This is a genomic window from Flavobacterium chuncheonense (assembly GCF_042686145.1).
GTDB lineage: Bacteria > Bacteroidota > Bacteroidia > Flavobacteriales > Flavobacteriaceae > Flavobacterium > Flavobacterium chuncheonense.
In genome coordinates, this window is record NZ_JBHUPC010000012.1 from 698,835 (window position 1) to 714,852 (window position 16,018).

Consider the following 16,018-nt stretch of genomic DNA (forward strand, 5'->3'; position numbering starts at 1 on the left):
ACATAATCCCGATTCGTTCGGGATTTTTTTATGACAATTCTAAAACAAAAGTTAAACTTTTAATTATTGATAGTAATACTATTATATTTGTATTGCTTAAGTATTTACAATATGGAAAACTTACTGTCAAATTTAAGAATAACAATTAACGAAAAGCTGTACTTGAAAGATCCTGAGACCTCCGAACTAGGTCATAAAATCTTAAAAAACAGCATCCTATTAATTGACGAAATAGGTTTTGAAGCTTTTACTTTTAAAAAATTGGGAGAAAAAATTCATTCCAATGAAAGTTCTATTTATCGCTATTTTGAAAACAAACATAAGCTACTCATTTATCTTTCTACTTGGTATTGGTCGTGGATGGAATACAACTTAGTTTTTGCAACAAACAATATCAAAGACCCTACTGACAAGCTTTGTAAAAGCATTAAAGTAATTACACAAAATATAGTTGATGATAAAAACACACCTTACATTGATGAATCTGTTTTAAACAGAATAATTATTTCAGATTTTACCAAAACACTGCTAACTAAAGACGTTGACACCGAAAACAAAGAAGGCTTTTTCTTAGTATACACAAGTGTAATCAATAGGTTAATTGAAATGATAATTGAGGTAAATCCTGATTATCCTTATGCAAAAAGTTTGGCCTCTTCGATAGTGCAAGGAGCATTACACCAACATTATTTGAAAGACCATTTCAAAAATTTAACCAACCTTTCTGATAAAGATTGTTTATCCGACTTTTATATCAACATGATTAAAAAAATATTATTATGAACCCAATAGAGCGCTTTAAAAATTTAATAGTAATCGACAAAAAAGACGTTACTCAACTTCTTATTTATGCTGTTTTAGCTGGTCTTATCAGTTTATCCATCCCATTGGGTATTCAATCGATTATAAACTTTATTCAAGCAGGGCAAATCAGCACTTCTTGGATTGTATTGGTATTTATAGTAGTCATTGGGGTGGCCTTTGTAGGGGTTTTAAAAATTATGCAATTCAGAATAACAGAGAACTTACAACAAAAAATATTTGTTCGTTCCTCTTTTGAATTTGCTTATCGTTTTCCAAAAATTAAATTCAATCAAATTTACAACGAATCTCCACCTGAATTAGCCAATCGTTTCTTTGATACTTTAACGGTTCAAAAGGGATTTTCAAAATTAATTTTGGAAGTTTCTACAGCTGCTTTACAAATTCTATTTGGTATACTTTTACTTTCTCTTTATCATTCCTTTTTTATATTTTTTGGAATTTTATTATTGACTTTACTCTATTTCATTTTTAAAATAAATTTCAATTCGGGATTAAATACAAGTTTAAAAGAATCAAAATACAAATACAAAGTTGCACATTGGTTACAAGAAATAGCACGCAATCACTTGAGTTTTAAAAACAATAATTTGTTTAATTTTTCTTTAAATAAAAATGATATTTTAGTTAACGAATATTTGTCACATCGTGAAAGTCACTTTAAAGTCCTTCGAAAACAGTTCATTCAACTTATTGGTTTTAAAATTTTAATTACAGCTGGATTACTAATTATTGGAGGGATGTTAGTATTAAACCAACAAATGAATATCGGTCAATTTGTAGCGGCAGAAATTATTATTATTACCATTATATCAGCAGTTGAAAAATTGTTTTATGGCTTAGAGTTATTTTACGATGTCACGACTTCTTTAGAAAAATTAGGAACTGTTGTTGATCTTGAACTAGAAACTCCTTCTCAAAACGCAGCGTCACATTACTATCTTGATGACGAACCAATTTCTCTGGAAGCCAAAGAAATTTCATTTCAATTTCCCGACAGCGATGTTCCTGTATTAAAAGATATCAGCCTTACACTTAAAAAGGGTGACCGCTTATTAATTCATGGCGAAAACGGTAGTGGTAAAACAACATTATTACGCCTACTTGCACGATTGATAGAGCCTTCAACTGGAAGTATTTTCTTAAATGACACTAATATCAAAAAATATTGTATTGATGATTTTAGAGACAATATTGGTGTAATAACAATTGACGATAGTCCTTTTGAAGGAACTATATTCGAAAATATTACGTGTAACAACCCGAATGTGACAAAGAAGGAGGTCGCCCAACTTTTGGATAAATTAAAATTAACCGATTTAATCAAATCACTTCCGCTTGGTCTTGACACCATGATGATTTCAGAAGGAAAAAGAATAAACTCGGCTTCCATTCAAAAAATATTATTGGCTCGCTGTTTAATTACAAATCCAAAATTATTATTCTTGGAAGAACCCGTTGAAAAACTTGACAAATATAGTGCCGGCGAAATTATTGACTTTCTTACCGATCCTAAAAACCCATGGACATTAGTGGTTATCGCCAAAGGAAATTACTGGAAAGAAAAATGTACACGAATTTTAAAATTAGAAAACAACACCATTAAATCTATTAAATAGTCATGTTAAATATCACAAAGAATAGAATTGATAAATGGGTTGATTTAGACAAATACAAATCAGCCAAAGTTTTTGAAGACAATAAAGGCTATCAAAATATTAAAAGAGTGATAGGAGTTTTGAGTTTCTTATTGTTTGCCATACTCTTTTTACCTTGGACGCAAAATGTTTCAGGCTCAGGAGCTGTGACTACTTTAAAACCAGATCAACGACCACAAACTATTCATACAACCATAGCAGGTAGAATAGAAAAATGGTATGTTAACGAAGGAGATTATGTAAATAAAGGAGATACTATCTTGTTTATTTCAGAAATTAAAGAAGACTATTTAGATCCTAATTTAGTAGAGAATACCGGTAATCAAGTTAAAGCCAAAGAAAGTGCTGCTGCGTCTTATGAAAGTAAGGTAAAAGCGCTAGAAATGCAATTGAGTGCAATTGAAAATGAAAAAAATCTAAAATACAAACAAGCACAAAACAAACTGAAACAAGCTCATTTAAAAGTAAAAAGCGATAGCATTGATTTCGAAGCAGCTAAAACACAATTAAAGATTGCCCAAACTCAATACAACCGTTCAATCAATTTAAACAAAGAAGGGCTTAAACCATTAACTGATGTAGAAGCTAAAAAAGTAAAACTTCAAGAAACAGAGGCTAAAATTGTTACACAAGAAAACAAATACATCGCGAGCCAAAATGAAGTATTAAATGCTACAATGGAATTGAATCGAATTGTTGCCGAATATGCTGAAAAAAATGCAAAAGCTACAAGTGATCGACAAACAGCGTTAAGTACACAATTTGATACCGAAGCACAAGTTAACAAACTCAAAAACCAATACACCAATTACCAAATCAGAAACGGTATGTATTATATATTGGCACCTCAAGATGGTTATATCAATAGAGCTTTACAGTCAGGTATTGGTGAAACATTAAAAGAAGGTACTTCAATAGTAAGTATCATGCCTGCAAAATTTGACATTGCAGTAGAAACTTATATCAGTCCTGTTGACTTCCCTCTTATTCATAAAGGCGAAAAAGTGAGAGTCTGGTTTGATGGATGGCCATCAATAGTATTTAGTGGTTGGCCTGGTGCTTCATTTGGAACTTTTGGAGGTGTAATTGTTGCCAAAGAAAATTTCATTAGTCAAAATGGAAAATACAGAGTTTTGATTGCGCCAGATAAAAATGATAAAGAATGGCCAACAGAATTAAGTATTGGAGCCGGAACTGAAACCATAGCGCTATTAGAAGATGTGCCTATTTGGTTTGAAATTTGGAGAACTTTAAACGGATTTCCTCCTAATTTTTATACTCCTTCAGTAGTCGATCAAAAAGCAGAAAAAAAATAATCAATATGAAAAGAATTTTGCTACTTTTCCTTCTAGCTATTGTTAATTTTAGTTTCGCACAACAAACAGAGGTGTTATCATTTGAAGAGTTTTTGGGCTATATAAAAACAACGCATCCACTTACTAAGCAAGCGAATTTAAAAATTACAGAAGCTCAAGCTAAATTAATGAAAGCCCGAGGTGCTTTTGACCCAAAGCTTGAGGCGGACTATGTTGAAAAAGAATATTCCGATAAAAATTATTACTCCATTTTTAATGGAAGTTTTAAAATACCAACGTGGTTTGGTGTTGAAATTAAAGCAGCTTTTGACAATGCTGAAGGTATTTATTTGAATCCTGAAAACACTTTGCCCAATAGTGGTTTAACTTCATTAGGCATTAGTGTTCCTCTAGGCCAAGGGCTTTGGATAAACGAGAGAATGGCTGAATTACGAAAAGCTAAAATTTACCAACGTGTAAACGAAGCGGAACGCAAAATCATGCTAACTGAAGTCATTTACGAAGCATCTAAAAGCTATATTAATTGGAAAAGAAGTTTTGATGAGGTTGCTTTATACTCGACATATTTGGAAAATGCCAAAACACGATACAATGGTGTACTTAAATTAATTGAACAAGGTGACAAACCAGCTATTGATAGTGTTGAAGCTGGAATTACAGTTAAGAGTAGAAAGCTAAATCTAGAAAATGCTAATTTAAAATTAATAAAAGCGAGGCTTACGCTTTCCAATTATCTTTGGACAGAAGATGGTGTTCCTTTTGAAATTAATGAAACAATGCGTCCAGAAGAAAAAATAGACCAGACCATATTGTTTTCTCTTAAATTAGATGATTTTCAAAATTTCAACATTGAAAGTCACCCAAAAATGGAAGCCTTGAATAGTAAACTAGATATTTTAAATGTGGAAACACGTTTATTCGCTAATAGTTTGTTACCAAAACTAAACGTCAATTATAATTACCTTTCGGAGCCAAACGCATTTGACAATTATCGCTTGAAGGATTATAAGGTTGGCGTTAACTTTGCCTTTCCCTTATTTTTACGTAAAGAAAGAGCTAATTTAAAACTAGCAAAAGTCAAAGCTGCAGATTCACAATTCAGTTTAAATTTTGAACAACAAGCGTTAATTAATAAAATTGAAGCTCAAAAAAACGAAATCAAATCATATAAAAGACAAATACAACTTACAGTAGATTTAGTCAATAATTACAATCAAATGTTAAATGCTGAGGAACGTTTGTTTCAAATGGGTGAAAGTTCGCTTTTCTTAATCAATTCGAGAGAAAATTCATTAGTAACCACACAACTATCAAATATATTGCTAACCAATAGTTATTTACAAGCTGCTTTAGATTTATATAAAACAATGGCCAACCCAGAATAAAAAAATCCCGCTAAAAGCGGGATTTCATGTTTTATAACAAAAGGGTGATTAATAACGACCTCTGTTGTTATCTCTGTTGTTAGAAAAACCTCCTCTACCACCATTACCACCTGTACGGTTGAAAGATCTTCTTTCTCCCTCTGGTTTTGGCTCAGATTTGTTTACAACAATTGTTCTTCCTTCAACAGTACCACCGTTTAATTCTTCAATTGCTTTTTGTGCTTCAGCATCATTTGGCATCTCTACGAAACCAAATCCTTTGCTTCTACCTGTGAATTTATCAGAGATAATTTTAACTGAATCTACAGTTCCATAATCTTCAAAAAATCCTCTTAAATCTGCTTCCTCAATACTGAAAGGAAGACTTCCTACAAAAATGTTCATAATAAAAATTTAATTCTTTCCAAAGGTAGTCTTTTATTGCTACCAAAAAATTTTTATTCCATTTATTTTCAGTTATTTAGAAAAATAAAATATTTCAAAGGGATAAATTATTTTTTTTCAAGCCATTTTCTATTCAAAAAAAGCCCTTTCAATAGCCTCTTGGTGCATAGGATGCGCTATTTTAACCATTTCATTCAAACGCTGTTTTAAGCTTTTACCATATAAATCGGCAATACCATTTTCGGTTATGATATATTGTACGTGTGAACGGGTGGTTACCACTCCTGCCCCCTGCTTTAAAAATGGAACAATTCTGCTCTCACCTCTTTTTGTAATTGAAGGTAAAGCAATTATGGCCTTTCCGCCTTCACTTAATGACGCACCACGAATAAAGTCCATTTGACCACCTACACCAGAATACATCCTTCTACCTATAGAATCGGCGCAAACTTGCCCTGTTAAATCCACTTCTATAGCAGAATTAATAGCAACCATACGTGGGTTTTTACGAATACGAGCCGAGTCATTAACGATAGAAGACTCTTTCATTTCGATAAAGGGATTATCGTTCACGAAATCATACAGTCTTTTGGAACCCATTAAAAAAGTAGCCAACGCTCTCCCTCTGAATGTCCCTTTATAATTGCAATTGATAACATTTTTTTCAATTAAATCAATAACCCCATCCGAAAACATTTCGGTATGAAGCCCTAAATCTTTATGATTCCCCAATTGACTCAACGCAGCATTAGGAATAGAGCCAATTCCCATTTGCAAAGTGCTTTTATCTTCAATCAAAGAGGCAATATATTTACCTATTTTTTCTTCTTCTTTAGTAAATGGAGCAACATCATGAGCATGAATTGGTACATCCACTTCTACTAAATAATTGATTTCTTTTATATGCAAAATTCCGTCACCAAAAGTCCTCGGCATGTTTTGATTTACTTGTGCTATTACCACTTTAGCATTTTCAATAGCTGCTATTGATGCTTCCACCGATACACCTAAAGAACAATAACCATGAATATCTGGTGGGGAAACCTGTATAAAAACCACATCAAGAGTTAATACATTCTTACGAAACAATAAAGGTAACTCACTCAAAAAAACTGGTGTATAAGAACCATTACCCGCCTGTATAGTATGCCTTACGTTACTCCCTATAAAAAAAGAATTCACATGAAAACTTTCTATTAACTCAGGATTTGCGTAGGGTGCTTCTCCTTCTGTATGCAAGTGACAAATTTCGACGTTTCGCAATTCTGAAGCTCGCTTTGTTAATGCTTTAGTAAGTATTGTTGGCGTAGCTGCAGCTGCTTGGACGTAAACGCGATCACCACTTTTAACTACTTTTACAGCTTCTTCAGCTGTCACATATTTATTCATACCTTATTTTTTTTACAAAATTAGAATTCATAAATCTGCTAAAACATGACATTGCTCATGTTAAATTGTTTAGCTCTATAAAATTATGCCTTTTTCGTCATAAAGTTGTATTTTTGCCCTTCGAAATTCATATTATGATTGTAATAAAAACAAGAGAAGAAATTGAATTAATGCGCGAGAGTGCTTTAATTGTTTCCAAAACCTTAGGTATGATTGCCAAGGAAATCAAACCAGGCGTTACTACTTTACATTTAGATAAACTAGCTGAAGAATTTATAAGAGATCATGGTGCAGAACCAGCATTTTTAGGCATGTATGGTTTCCCAAACTCATTATGTATGAGTCCAAACACCCAAGTGGTTCATGGTATCCCAAATAATACACCACTTGTAGAAGGCGATATCATTTCGGTTGACTGTGGTGCTTTAAAAAATGGTTTTTATGGTGACCATGCTTACACTTTTGAAGTAGGAGAAGTACACCCAGATACCAAAAAATTACTTCAGGTTACTAAAGAATCATTATACGTTGGAATTCGTGAAACAAAAGTTGGAAACCGTGTTGAAGATATTGGTTATGCGATTCAACAATATTGTGAAAAACACGGCTATGGAGTAGTTCGTGAATTGTGTGGACACGGATTGGGTAGAAAAATGCACGAAGATCCAGAAGTTCCTAACTATGGAAAACGTGGTCGCGGGAAAAAATTAGTGAACGGTATGGTTATCGCTATTGAACCGATGATTAATCAAGGTACTAAAAGCATTGTACAACACCGAGACGGTTGGACCATTACTACTGCTGATGGAAAACCTAGTGCGCATTTTGAACACGATGTAGCCATTATTGACGGTAAACCAGAATTATTGTCAACTTTTGCTTATATCTATGAGGCTTTAGGCATTACAAGTAACGAAGAAGAAGGTTTACGTCAGGCTCCACTAGTTTTATAATGAAAAAACTATTCAAATTCATTTTAAATACTATACCTAGGCCGTTACTTATACGATTAAGTTATATCGTGCGGCCTATTTTAACTTTCTTCTTAAAAGGAAGTACTTACACTGATCCTATTGATGGAAAAAGTTTTCGTATGTTTTTACCTTACGGCTATGGCAACCAGCGCAACAACGTACTGTCGCCAAGTACGCTTTCACTAGAACGTCATCGTTTGTTATGGTTGTATTTGCAAAATGAAACCGATTTTTTTACTAGCGAAAAGAAATTAAAAGTTTTACATTTTGCTCCAGAACAAGCTTTTTATAAACGCTTTCGTAACCAAAAAAACTTAGACTATACCACTACTGATTTGTTTTCACCATTGGCAGATGTAAAAGCTGATATTTGTAATCTTCCATTTGAGGACAATCAATACGATATTATTTTGTGCAATCATGTTTTAGAACACATTCCTGATGACACTAAAGCTATGCAGGAATTATACCGTGTATTAAAACCTGGTGGAATGGGAATTTTCCAAATCCCACAAGATTTATCAAGGGTAACCACTTTCGCTGATGATTCGATTACCGATCCAAAAGAACGCGCTAAAATATTTGGGCAATATGACCATGTAAGGGTTTACGGTCGTGATTATTTTGACAAACTGAGAAGCATTGGTTTTAAAGTTAATGAAGTCGATTATACGCAAACACTAACATCCGAATTAGTGGAAAAATATTGTTTGGCAAAGGGAGAAATAATTCCCGTTTGTTTTAAAAATTAAAAAACCCGCTTAAAGCGGGTTTTTATTTTTATTCTTCTGGCATTAAAGTCGCAATAACTTTATCCTTCGTTAAATACTTATTGGCCACAGCCTTTAATTTTTCAACCGTGATTTTATTAAGATTTTCTTCAAAATCATTCAAATTATCTAGGTCGGCATCATCTGTATATTCCTTTTTCAATTGGGTCATCCAGAATCTGTTCTCTTTTAAATTCTTTTTATGTTCCAAGCGTGCTGCCTCTTTAACTTTATCTAAATCTTTTTGAGTTGGACCATTTTTAATCATTTTATCCAATTCATTTAATGCTGATTGTGTTAACTTTTGTGCATTTTCTGGTCCACATGGGAAGCTAATTGAAAAATTATAAGAACCTGCCGGCAGCTTACGAATAGATCCGCTTGCCGAAACACCATACACACCACTTTCGTTTTCTCTTAATTCTTCAACCAATTTAATCGTTAATGCCTCACCCAAAACTTTCATCAATACCGCTTCCTCTTTATCATATTTGGTATCCCCGTAAATCAATATTCTAACTGAACTCTTAGGATCTTTCCCTTTATTGATTATCTTTTCAATATTTCCTTTACGCATTCTGTAACCTAAATCAACTGCCGTTTCATGTTTGTCAGTAGTTGCAGGAAGTGAAGCCAAATAAAGTTCAATATGCTTCTCTAATTCCCTTTCATCAAAATTACCTACAAAGTAGAAATTAAAATCGGCTGCATTTGCAAAACGCTCTTTATACTTTTTATAGGCCAATTCATAATCCGCTTTATCATAATCCTCTGCTGTTGGAAAACCTGTATAACGTGGATTACCTTCATTCAAATAAGTGTACAATTCATTAGAAAAATACATCGATGGATCAGATAAGAAATTAGCCATGAAGCCTTTTTGTTTGGTTACGAAACTTTCAAAAGCATCTTTGTCTAGATTCAAATCCGTAAAATAAGCATACGTCATTTGCATTAAATACTCCAAGTCTTTTGGTATTGAATTACCCCTGAAGCCTTCATACATACCCGTGATGTAAGGGTAAACGCGTGCAATTTTACCCGTCATGAATTTATTGATATCATTCTTATTTAAACCAGAGAATCCAGCTTCTGATAATCCGCTTAGAGCTAAATTAACTTTTAAATACTCCTCATTATTAATAAGACTAGATCCACCAAAACTCAATGCTTCAAATAAAACTTCATCATTCTTAAAGTCTGTTTTTTTATAACTTACTTTTGCTCCATTTGACAATACCAAAGAAGTTATTCCTAATTCTTGATTTACTTCTCTTGAAACAATTTTTCCAGGTTTCACCGCATTACGAAGTAAACTTTCTGAAACTTTTGTATCTTGATAAGGTGTCAATTTAGTGACATCTACTTTTAAAGCTTTCAATACTTCTGCTTCTGTAACCGGTTTAACACCACTTTTTTCAGGACCCGTTAATACCACCACTCTATTATCTTCTTTCAGATACTTTGTAATCATTTTATTTACATCTTCAATAGAGATAAATGGCAACATTCTTTTAATAGAACTAAAAGTCCATTCAATACTAGGAATAGGTTCTTTATCTAAGAAATTACTTTGATATTCCCACACATAGTTTGCGGATTCACTTTTATCACGCTCATTATATTGACGCTCAAATTGTACCAAAAGTTGATTCTTTGCTCTGTCAAATTCACCATCGGTAAAACCAAATTTCTTTACTCTTTCATTTTCAGCTACCAATATTGATAATGCTTCCACTTGTTTATCTTCCGAAACCATTGCAACCGATTGGAATGCATTTTTAGTACGCGCCCAAGTACCTCCGTGATACGAATACCCATAAGTAAAAGGAGGATTTGTTCCATTACGCAACTCTTCCAAACGATTGTTCAACATGGTAGCAAATAAAGCTTTTGAAAGGTAATTTTTAAAGTCACCTACAGTTTTTACAACTTCTGGAGCATCATAATCTTTGTACATTAATTGTACTTGTGACATTGAAGCCTCCTTATCCGTTTCAATTGCTACAAACGTTTCTTTATGATTTGGAACCTCGTATAATTTTCTAGGTTTTTCTTTCTTTGGATTTTTATAGCCGTTAAAATGGTCTATAATTTTTTGTTCCATTTCATTTACATCAATATCACCAACCACAATAACAGCCATTAAATCAGGCCTATACCAATCTTTGTAAAAAGATGTCAGTTTATCATACGTAAAGTTTTCTAAAATCTCCTTTTGTCCTATAGGCAAACGCTTTGCGTATAACGAATTGTGCATTATCTTAGGCATAAATCTACCCATCATACGTTTATCAGCTCCTAATCCTAAACGGTATTCTTCAAGTACTACACCACGCTCTTTATCAATTTCTTCAGGTGTCAGGGTAGTATTAAATGCCCAATCTTCGATAATTTGGAAACCTTTTTCTACCTTTTCCTTATCATCAGAAGGTATTGGTAAAAAGTAAACCGTTTCATCAAAACCGGTATAAGCATTCAAATGCTGACCAAATTTCACACCTATACTTTGCAGATAATCAACCAATTGATTTTTAGGAAAACGTTTTGTCCCATTGAAACACATGTGCTCCATGAAGTGTGCTAAACCCTGTTGCTGATCATTTTCTAAAATAGATCCTGCATTAATAACAAGTCGTAAATCGACTTTATCTTCCGGTTTTTCATTTTTCCGGATGTAATACTTTAATCCGTTTTTTAATTGTCCGATTTTGACATTAGGATCCGTTGGTATTGCCGCATTCAAGTCAAATTCTTGTGCGTGCAATCCAAAAGAAACCGAAATCAATCCAATAAGGAGAAATTTAGTTTTTTTCATTATATAACGTTTGTGGTTTTTGTAAATATATAACTACTAAAAAACTAAAATATTATAAAAAAGTTAAATTTTATTACTTTCTGATTTTTTTAAAGTTTTCTGTTTCAAAACGTTCCAAAGAATTCGCCTCATTGGCATACATAATCATCACATAAAGTTCCGGATGCTCAGCAACAAATTTTTTCCCTTGTTCAACATCCATAACCATTAATGCAGTTGCGTAACCATCGGCCATAATACAAGTAGGTGCTAGAACAGTTGTACTTAAAACATTACCTTTTTGTGCTTTACCCGTTTTTGGATTAATGGTATGTACAAACTTCTCACCGGTAATTGAATCGGTAATTACCTTTCGATAATTTCCTGAAGTTGCCATACCTAAATTTTCAAGATTAACCGTAGCAATCAATTTACGCGCTTCAGGGGTTTGCAACGGATCATCAATCCCAACTACCCAATTTTTATTATCAATGGTATTTTTACCCAATGCATACAATTCACCACCAATTTCTACAATAGCATTCTCAATACCTTTGGCTTTCAAAAAATCAATTGCTACATCAACAGAATACCCTTGTGCAATAGCATTAAAATCAAAATAGGTTTCAGGATATTGCTTTTTGATAGTATGATTACTATTTACTTTTACTTTATTAAAACCTACGAACTGCAACAAACTATCAATTTCAGATTGATTTAAGCTTTTTCTTGAATGATTAGGTCCGAAACCATATACATTAACCAAAACACCTATAGTAGGATCAAAAAGCCCGTTCGTTTCGTTAAAAATTTGTCGGGAAGCGTTGAATGTTTCCAAAAACAATTCATCAACTACTACAGTACTGTCCCCTGCGTTAATTTTTGAAATTTTTGAATCAGGCCTATAAGTCGAAAGTGATAAATCGAAAGCTTCTAATAAAGAATCAATTTGCGTTTTCGTAACGAGTTCTTCATTGGCAATATACTTAATAGTATACGTACTGCCTTGCGCCTCACCTTGAATAATAAAAAATTGATTTTCTTTCATTTCCTGACAAGAAACCAAAAGAAAAACTAAGAGAACACAACTATAAAAGTACTTTGTAACCATTGTAATTGATGATATAATCAGAGTTTCTGTAAACTGGTTTTTCAAAATCAACAGCATTAGCGATACCAACTCCTGCAAAAAGAACTTTAGCGTTTTTAGCTTTGGCATGATTGATAAACGTTTCCACAAATAAAATATTGGGTTCATCAGGATTAATTGGATAAGGAACAGCTTGCACCATAACAAAATGCAGTCTGTTTTGCGTATCAACACACACAAATTGAGGGTGCTTTTTTAACTGACTGTTTATTGCAATGAATTCAAAACCCTTTTTCTCAAGGTCTTTTCCTACGTGATTCATTGCAATTTGATGCAATTCTTGTTCTGTAAGTTCTTCCATAATGCAAAGTTAAGCCATTACTTGGAAAATCAAATTAATTACAACGCTGTTTGTATTCTTGATTGATTTTATCGAATGGAATTACATAATACTCTGAATATTTTTTCATTTCAAAATCCTTTTTATCTTCTTTTGATTTGAATTGCTTTTTCCCCTCTTTAATCACTTTTTGTAATTCTTTATATTTATCATAACCTTGATCCTTATTAAGGATTTCAGCTACAATTTCAGAATTTAACCAACTCATAAAATCTTCACAATCATTAGATACAAAACGATATGAATCTATAAACTTAGAATACATGATATTCTTATTCATTATCATTTCCATTAAATTAGCATCAAATGGAGTAATGGCTTCATTACTATTATTGTTATTCAAATATACTATAGTAGTCATATACTTTTCCTTATTTTGATATGGTTCATTCATATACAAATGATAACCATACAAATTAATAGAATCCTTCTTTATCAAAGGTAAAAATACATTACGTGACCTTTCCAATATTTCACCGTTACTGCTTTTTACCACTCTTAACCGCTTAAAAGACTGCTCTTCTTTTAATTGTTTATCATAGTATGTAATTTCATTTATACTATCGGAATCCAATTTAATATATTCATCGGAGCCACTCTCCCTAAATTTAATTTCCTTACGATCGAAATGTAAGTCAGACTCCAAATTCGCCACATTAACTTGAAGGCTGTATATCTCTATTACATTAGGACTCTCAAAATCATGAATTTCACCTAGTAAAGTTTTACCGTTATTCAATAAAACAGTGGCATTTTTAAACGTTTTATCTCCAAAATAAAAAGTAACATGAGATTGATTATAGGTTTGAGAATAGATTGTATTGCTAAGAGCCAAAAAAGTAATTGCTAAAAAAGTTGAAAATTTCATTGTTTAAGTTTCGTTATAAAAAGGGCCAAATATAAAAAAACCGGTTCATTTCTGAACCGGTTTTTTGTGTTTTTATGATAGAATGTATTATCCTCCAAAGTCGTCAAAACGAATATTTTCTGGATCTAATCCGAAGTCTTCACCCATTTTTTGAACGGCTTTGTTCATCATTGGCGGACCACAGAAATACAATTCAATATCTTCTGGATTTTCGTGTTTCGATAAATAGTTATCAATAACCACATTGTGGATAAATCCAACAAATCCATCTCCTTCTCCATCAACACCATCTTTCACTTTCCAGTTATCTTCTGGTAAAGGCTCAGACAATGCTAAGTAGAATTTGAAGTTAGGGAAATCTTTCTCTAAAGCTCTAAAGTGATCAGTATAAAACAACTCTCGTTTTGAACGTCCTCCATACCAATACGTAACTTTACGTCCTGTTTTAACAGTACGGAATAAGTGATACAAGTGAGAACGCATTGGTGCCATACCAGCCCCTCCACCTACATACAACATCTCAGCATCTGTTTCATTAATGAAGAACTCTCCGTAAGGTCCTGAAACCACAACTGGGTCACCAGCTTTTCTAGAGAAGATATAAGATGATGCAATACCTGGATTTACTTTTGCCCATCCGTTAATGTTACGATCCCATGGCGGAGTAGCAACACGAACGTTTAACATAATTTTACGCCCCTCAGCTGGATAAGAAGCCATAGAGTAGGCTCTTTCCACCAAGTCATCATTTTTCATCACTAATGGCCATAAATTAAATTTATCCCACTCTGCTTTGAATTTTTCAGGTTCACCTGGGTGCTCCACTGGGTGTGCTGTAATATCGATATCCGAATATTTAATCTCACATTTAGGTATTTCAATTTGAATATACCCTCCTGGCTCATAGTGCATATCCTCAGGCAATTCAACGATAAACTCTTTAATGAAGGAAGCCACATTGTAGTTTGAGTAAACTTTAGCTTGGAATTTCTTGATACCAAAAACTTCTTCTGGAACTTCAATTACCATGTTACTTTTTACTTTCACCTGACATCCTAAACGCCATCCTTCAGCTAATTCTTTTCTACTAAAGTGAGGCACCTCTGTTGGTAATGCTTCACCACCACCATCAAGAACTTTACATTTACATTGGATACAAGTACCTCCACCACCACAAGCTGATGGCAAGAAAATTTTACTTGATCCTAGAGTAGACAATAAGGTATTCCCTGAACCTACTTCAATTTCATTTTCACCATTAATTTTAATTTTAACCGGTCCAGATGGAACCAATTTTGCTTTGGCAAACAAAATAACCGCTACCAAAAGCAATAATAAAATTAAAAAGGCTATAACTGTTGTACTGATTAAACCAGTAGTACTTACTTCTAAAGCTATCATAATTATTCTTGTACTATTTCGGTTAATGAATCATTTACTGTTTCTACTACTGTTGAGTCCACAACAACTGTTTCAACAACTTCTGTAGTTTCAACTGGCGCTACATTTTCAACAATATCTTTTTTAGGCGCTTCTTCACTATCACCTCCTGAAAGCATACCTCCAAAAGACATAAATCCAATAGCCATTAAACCTGTTAAAATAAACGTCATACCTAAACCTCTAAATGCAGGTGGTACATTTGAATATCTGATTTTTTCTCTAATAGCTGCAATAGCTAAGATTGCTAAAAACCATCCAATACCTGATCCGACACCGTAAACCGTTGCCTCTGTAATATTGTTGAATTCTTTTTGTTGCATAAATAACGAACCTCCTAAGATAGCACAGTTTACCGCAATAAGTGGTAAGAAAATACCCAAAGAGTTATAAAGTGCTGGAGCAAATTTTTCAACAATCATCTCTACCAACTGTACCATTGTTGCAATAGTAGCAATAAATAAAATGAACGTTAAGAAACTTAAGTCGTAATCTGCAAATTCTTCACCCATCCAAACTAAAGCACCTGGACGTAAAATATATTGATCCAATAAGTAATTCATTGGTACTGTTACTAACATTACGAAAATAACCGCTGCACCAAGTCCAACTGCTGTTGATACTTTTTTAGAAACAGCTAAATATGAACACATACCTAAGAAGGTAGCGAATACCATATTATCAATAAAAATTGATTTTAAAAATAATTGTAATAATTCCATTTC

Annotated in this window: 14 protein-coding genes; 6 read left to right on the forward strand and 8 right to left on the reverse strand. The window is 33.1% G+C overall.

Annotated features, from left to right (window positions below; all coding sequences use genetic code 11):
* Positions 1–111 precede the first annotated feature (111 nt).
* The 4 genes from ACFS5J_RS07240 to ACFS5J_RS07255 are packed head-to-tail and all read left to right on the forward strand — an operon-like array spanning position 112 to position 5,181.
* Positions 112–783, forward strand: a complete 672-nt coding sequence (locus tag ACFS5J_RS07240; protein ID WP_379811408.1) for a TetR/AcrR family transcriptional regulator — start codon at positions 112–114, stop codon at positions 781–783.
* Positions 780–2,441 carry a peptidase domain-containing ABC transporter gene (locus ACFS5J_RS07245; RefSeq protein WP_379811409.1) on the forward strand — a complete coding sequence of 554 codons (1,662 nt, stop codon included), beginning with the start codon at positions 780–782 and terminating at the stop codon, positions 2,439–2,441. The genes ACFS5J_RS07240 and ACFS5J_RS07245 overlap by 4 nt, the downstream gene beginning before the upstream one ends.
* 2 nt (positions 2,442–2,443) lie before the next feature.
* Positions 2,444–3,796 (forward strand): HlyD family secretion protein, encoded by a 1,353-nt coding sequence (locus ACFS5J_RS07250; RefSeq protein WP_379811410.1) that lies wholly within the window; start codon positions 2,444–2,446, stop codon positions 3,794–3,796.
* A 5-nt stretch (positions 3,797–3,801) separates the two neighbouring features.
* A complete protein-coding gene (locus ACFS5J_RS07255; protein WP_379811411.1) occupies positions 3,802–5,181 on the forward strand; it encodes a TolC family protein in 1,380 nt (459 codons plus the stop codon).
* 48 nt (positions 5,182–5,229) lie between these two features.
* Here the strand turns inward: ACFS5J_RS07255 and ACFS5J_RS07260 are convergent, their stop codons facing one another.
* Together ACFS5J_RS07260 and ACFS5J_RS07265 are read right to left on the reverse strand one after the other, a co-directional pair.
* Positions 5,230–5,565, reverse strand: coding sequence for an RNA recognition motif domain-containing protein (locus ACFS5J_RS07260; RefSeq protein ID WP_379811412.1), 336 nt, complete (start codon positions 5,563–5,565; stop codon positions 5,230–5,232).
* Positions 5,566–5,694: 129 nt separating this feature from the next.
* Positions 5,695–6,954, reverse strand: coding sequence for an acetyl-CoA hydrolase/transferase family protein (locus tag ACFS5J_RS07265; RefSeq protein WP_379811413.1), 1,260 nt, complete (start codon positions 6,952–6,954; stop codon positions 5,695–5,697).
* A 134-nt stretch (positions 6,955–7,088) separates the two neighbouring features.
* On the opposite strand from ACFS5J_RS07265, the gene map reads away from it, so the two are divergent.
* Entirely contained in the window at positions 7,089–7,907 is an 819-nt protein-coding gene (gene map, locus ACFS5J_RS07270; protein WP_379811414.1) for a type I methionyl aminopeptidase, read from the forward strand.
* Positions 7,907–8,680: a class I SAM-dependent methyltransferase gene (locus ACFS5J_RS07275; RefSeq protein ID WP_379811415.1), complete on the forward strand. Its 774-nt coding sequence runs from the start codon at positions 7,907–7,909 to the stop codon at positions 8,678–8,680. The genes map and ACFS5J_RS07275 overlap by 1 nt, the downstream gene beginning before the upstream one ends.
* Before the next feature lie 28 nt (positions 8,681–8,708).
* On the opposite strand, the gene ACFS5J_RS07280 is transcribed toward ACFS5J_RS07275, so the two are convergent.
* The 6 genes from ACFS5J_RS07280 to nqrE form a co-directional block, all read right to left on the reverse strand.
* Positions 8,709–11,516 carry a M16 family metallopeptidase gene (locus ACFS5J_RS07280; RefSeq protein ID WP_379811416.1) on the reverse strand — a complete coding sequence of 936 codons (2,808 nt, stop codon included), beginning with the start codon at positions 11,514–11,516 and terminating at the stop codon, positions 8,709–8,711.
* 73 nt (positions 11,517–11,589) lie between these two features.
* Positions 11,590–12,543 (reverse strand): FAD:protein FMN transferase, encoded by a 954-nt coding sequence (locus tag ACFS5J_RS07285; protein WP_379811417.1) that lies wholly within the window; start codon positions 12,541–12,543, stop codon positions 11,590–11,592.
* A gap of 40 nt (positions 12,544–12,583) precedes the next feature.
* A complete protein-coding gene (locus ACFS5J_RS07290) occupies positions 12,584–12,946 on the reverse strand; it encodes a Na(+)-translocating NADH-quinone reductase subunit F (RefSeq protein ID WP_379811418.1) in 363 nt (120 codons plus the stop codon).
* Between the two features lie 34 nt (positions 12,947–12,980).
* Entirely contained in the window at positions 12,981–13,853 is an 873-nt protein-coding gene (locus ACFS5J_RS07295; RefSeq protein WP_379811419.1) for a hypothetical protein, read from the reverse strand.
* Positions 13,854–13,940: 87 nt separating this feature from the next.
* On the reverse strand, positions 13,941–15,254 hold the full coding sequence (gene nqrF / locus ACFS5J_RS07300; RefSeq protein ID WP_379811420.1) for an NADH:ubiquinone reductase (Na(+)-transporting) subunit F: 1,314 nt from the start codon (positions 15,252–15,254) through the stop codon (positions 13,941–13,943).
* Between the two features lie 2 nt (positions 15,255–15,256).
* Complete coding sequence (nqrE, locus tag ACFS5J_RS07305) at positions 15,257–16,015, reverse strand: NADH:ubiquinone reductase (Na(+)-transporting) subunit E (protein ID WP_379811421.1); 759 nt, start codon at positions 16,013–16,015, stop codon at positions 15,257–15,259.
* Positions 16,016–16,018: the final 3 nt, after the last annotated feature.

What these genes read in the sequence shown, in the direction of transcription:
- ACFS5J_RS07240 (WP_379811408.1), top strand. Translation starts at nt 112, where the DNA reads ATGGAAAACTTACTGTCAAATTTAAGAATAACAATTAACGAAAAGCTG.
- ACFS5J_RS07245 (WP_379811409.1), top strand. Translation starts at nt 780, where the DNA reads ATGAACCCAATAGAGCGCTTTAAAAATTTAATAGTAATCGACAAAAAA.
- ACFS5J_RS07250 (WP_379811410.1), top strand. Translation starts at nt 2,444, where the DNA reads ATGTTAAATATCACAAAGAATAGAATTGATAAATGGGTTGATTTAGAC.
- ACFS5J_RS07255 (WP_379811411.1), top strand. Translation starts at nt 3,802, where the DNA reads ATGAAAAGAATTTTGCTACTTTTCCTTCTAGCTATTGTTAATTTTAGT.
- ACFS5J_RS07260 (WP_379811412.1), bottom strand. Translation starts at nt 5,565, where the DNA reads ATGAACATTTTTGTAGGAAGTCTTCCTTTCAGTATTGAGGAAGCAGAT.
- ACFS5J_RS07265 (WP_379811413.1), bottom strand. Translation starts at nt 6,954, where the DNA reads ATGAATAAATATGTGACAGCTGAAGAAGCTGTAAAAGTAGTTAAAAGT.
- map (WP_379811414.1), top strand. Translation starts at nt 7,089, where the DNA reads ATGATTGTAATAAAAACAAGAGAAGAAATTGAATTAATGCGCGAGAGT.
- ACFS5J_RS07275 (WP_379811415.1), top strand. Translation starts at nt 7,907, where the DNA reads ATGAAAAAACTATTCAAATTCATTTTAAATACTATACCTAGGCCGTTA.
- ACFS5J_RS07280 (WP_379811416.1), bottom strand. Translation starts at nt 11,516, where the DNA reads ATGAAAAAAACTAAATTTCTCCTTATTGGATTGATTTCGGTTTCTTTT.
- ACFS5J_RS07285 (WP_379811417.1), bottom strand. Translation starts at nt 12,543, where the DNA reads ATGAAAGAAAATCAATTTTTTATTATTCAAGGTGAGGCGCAAGGCAGT.
- ACFS5J_RS07290 (WP_379811418.1), bottom strand. Translation starts at nt 12,946, where the DNA reads ATGGAAGAACTTACAGAACAAGAATTGCATCAAATTGCAATGAATCAC.
- ACFS5J_RS07295 (WP_379811419.1), bottom strand. Translation starts at nt 13,853, where the DNA reads ATGAAATTTTCAACTTTTTTAGCAATTACTTTTTTGGCTCTTAGCAAT.
- nqrF (WP_379811420.1), bottom strand. Translation starts at nt 15,254, where the DNA reads ATGATAGCTTTAGAAGTAAGTACTACTGGTTTAATCAGTACAACAGTT.
- nqrE (WP_379811421.1), bottom strand. Translation starts at nt 16,015, where the DNA reads ATGGAATTATTACAATTATTTTTAAAATCAATTTTTATTGATAATATG.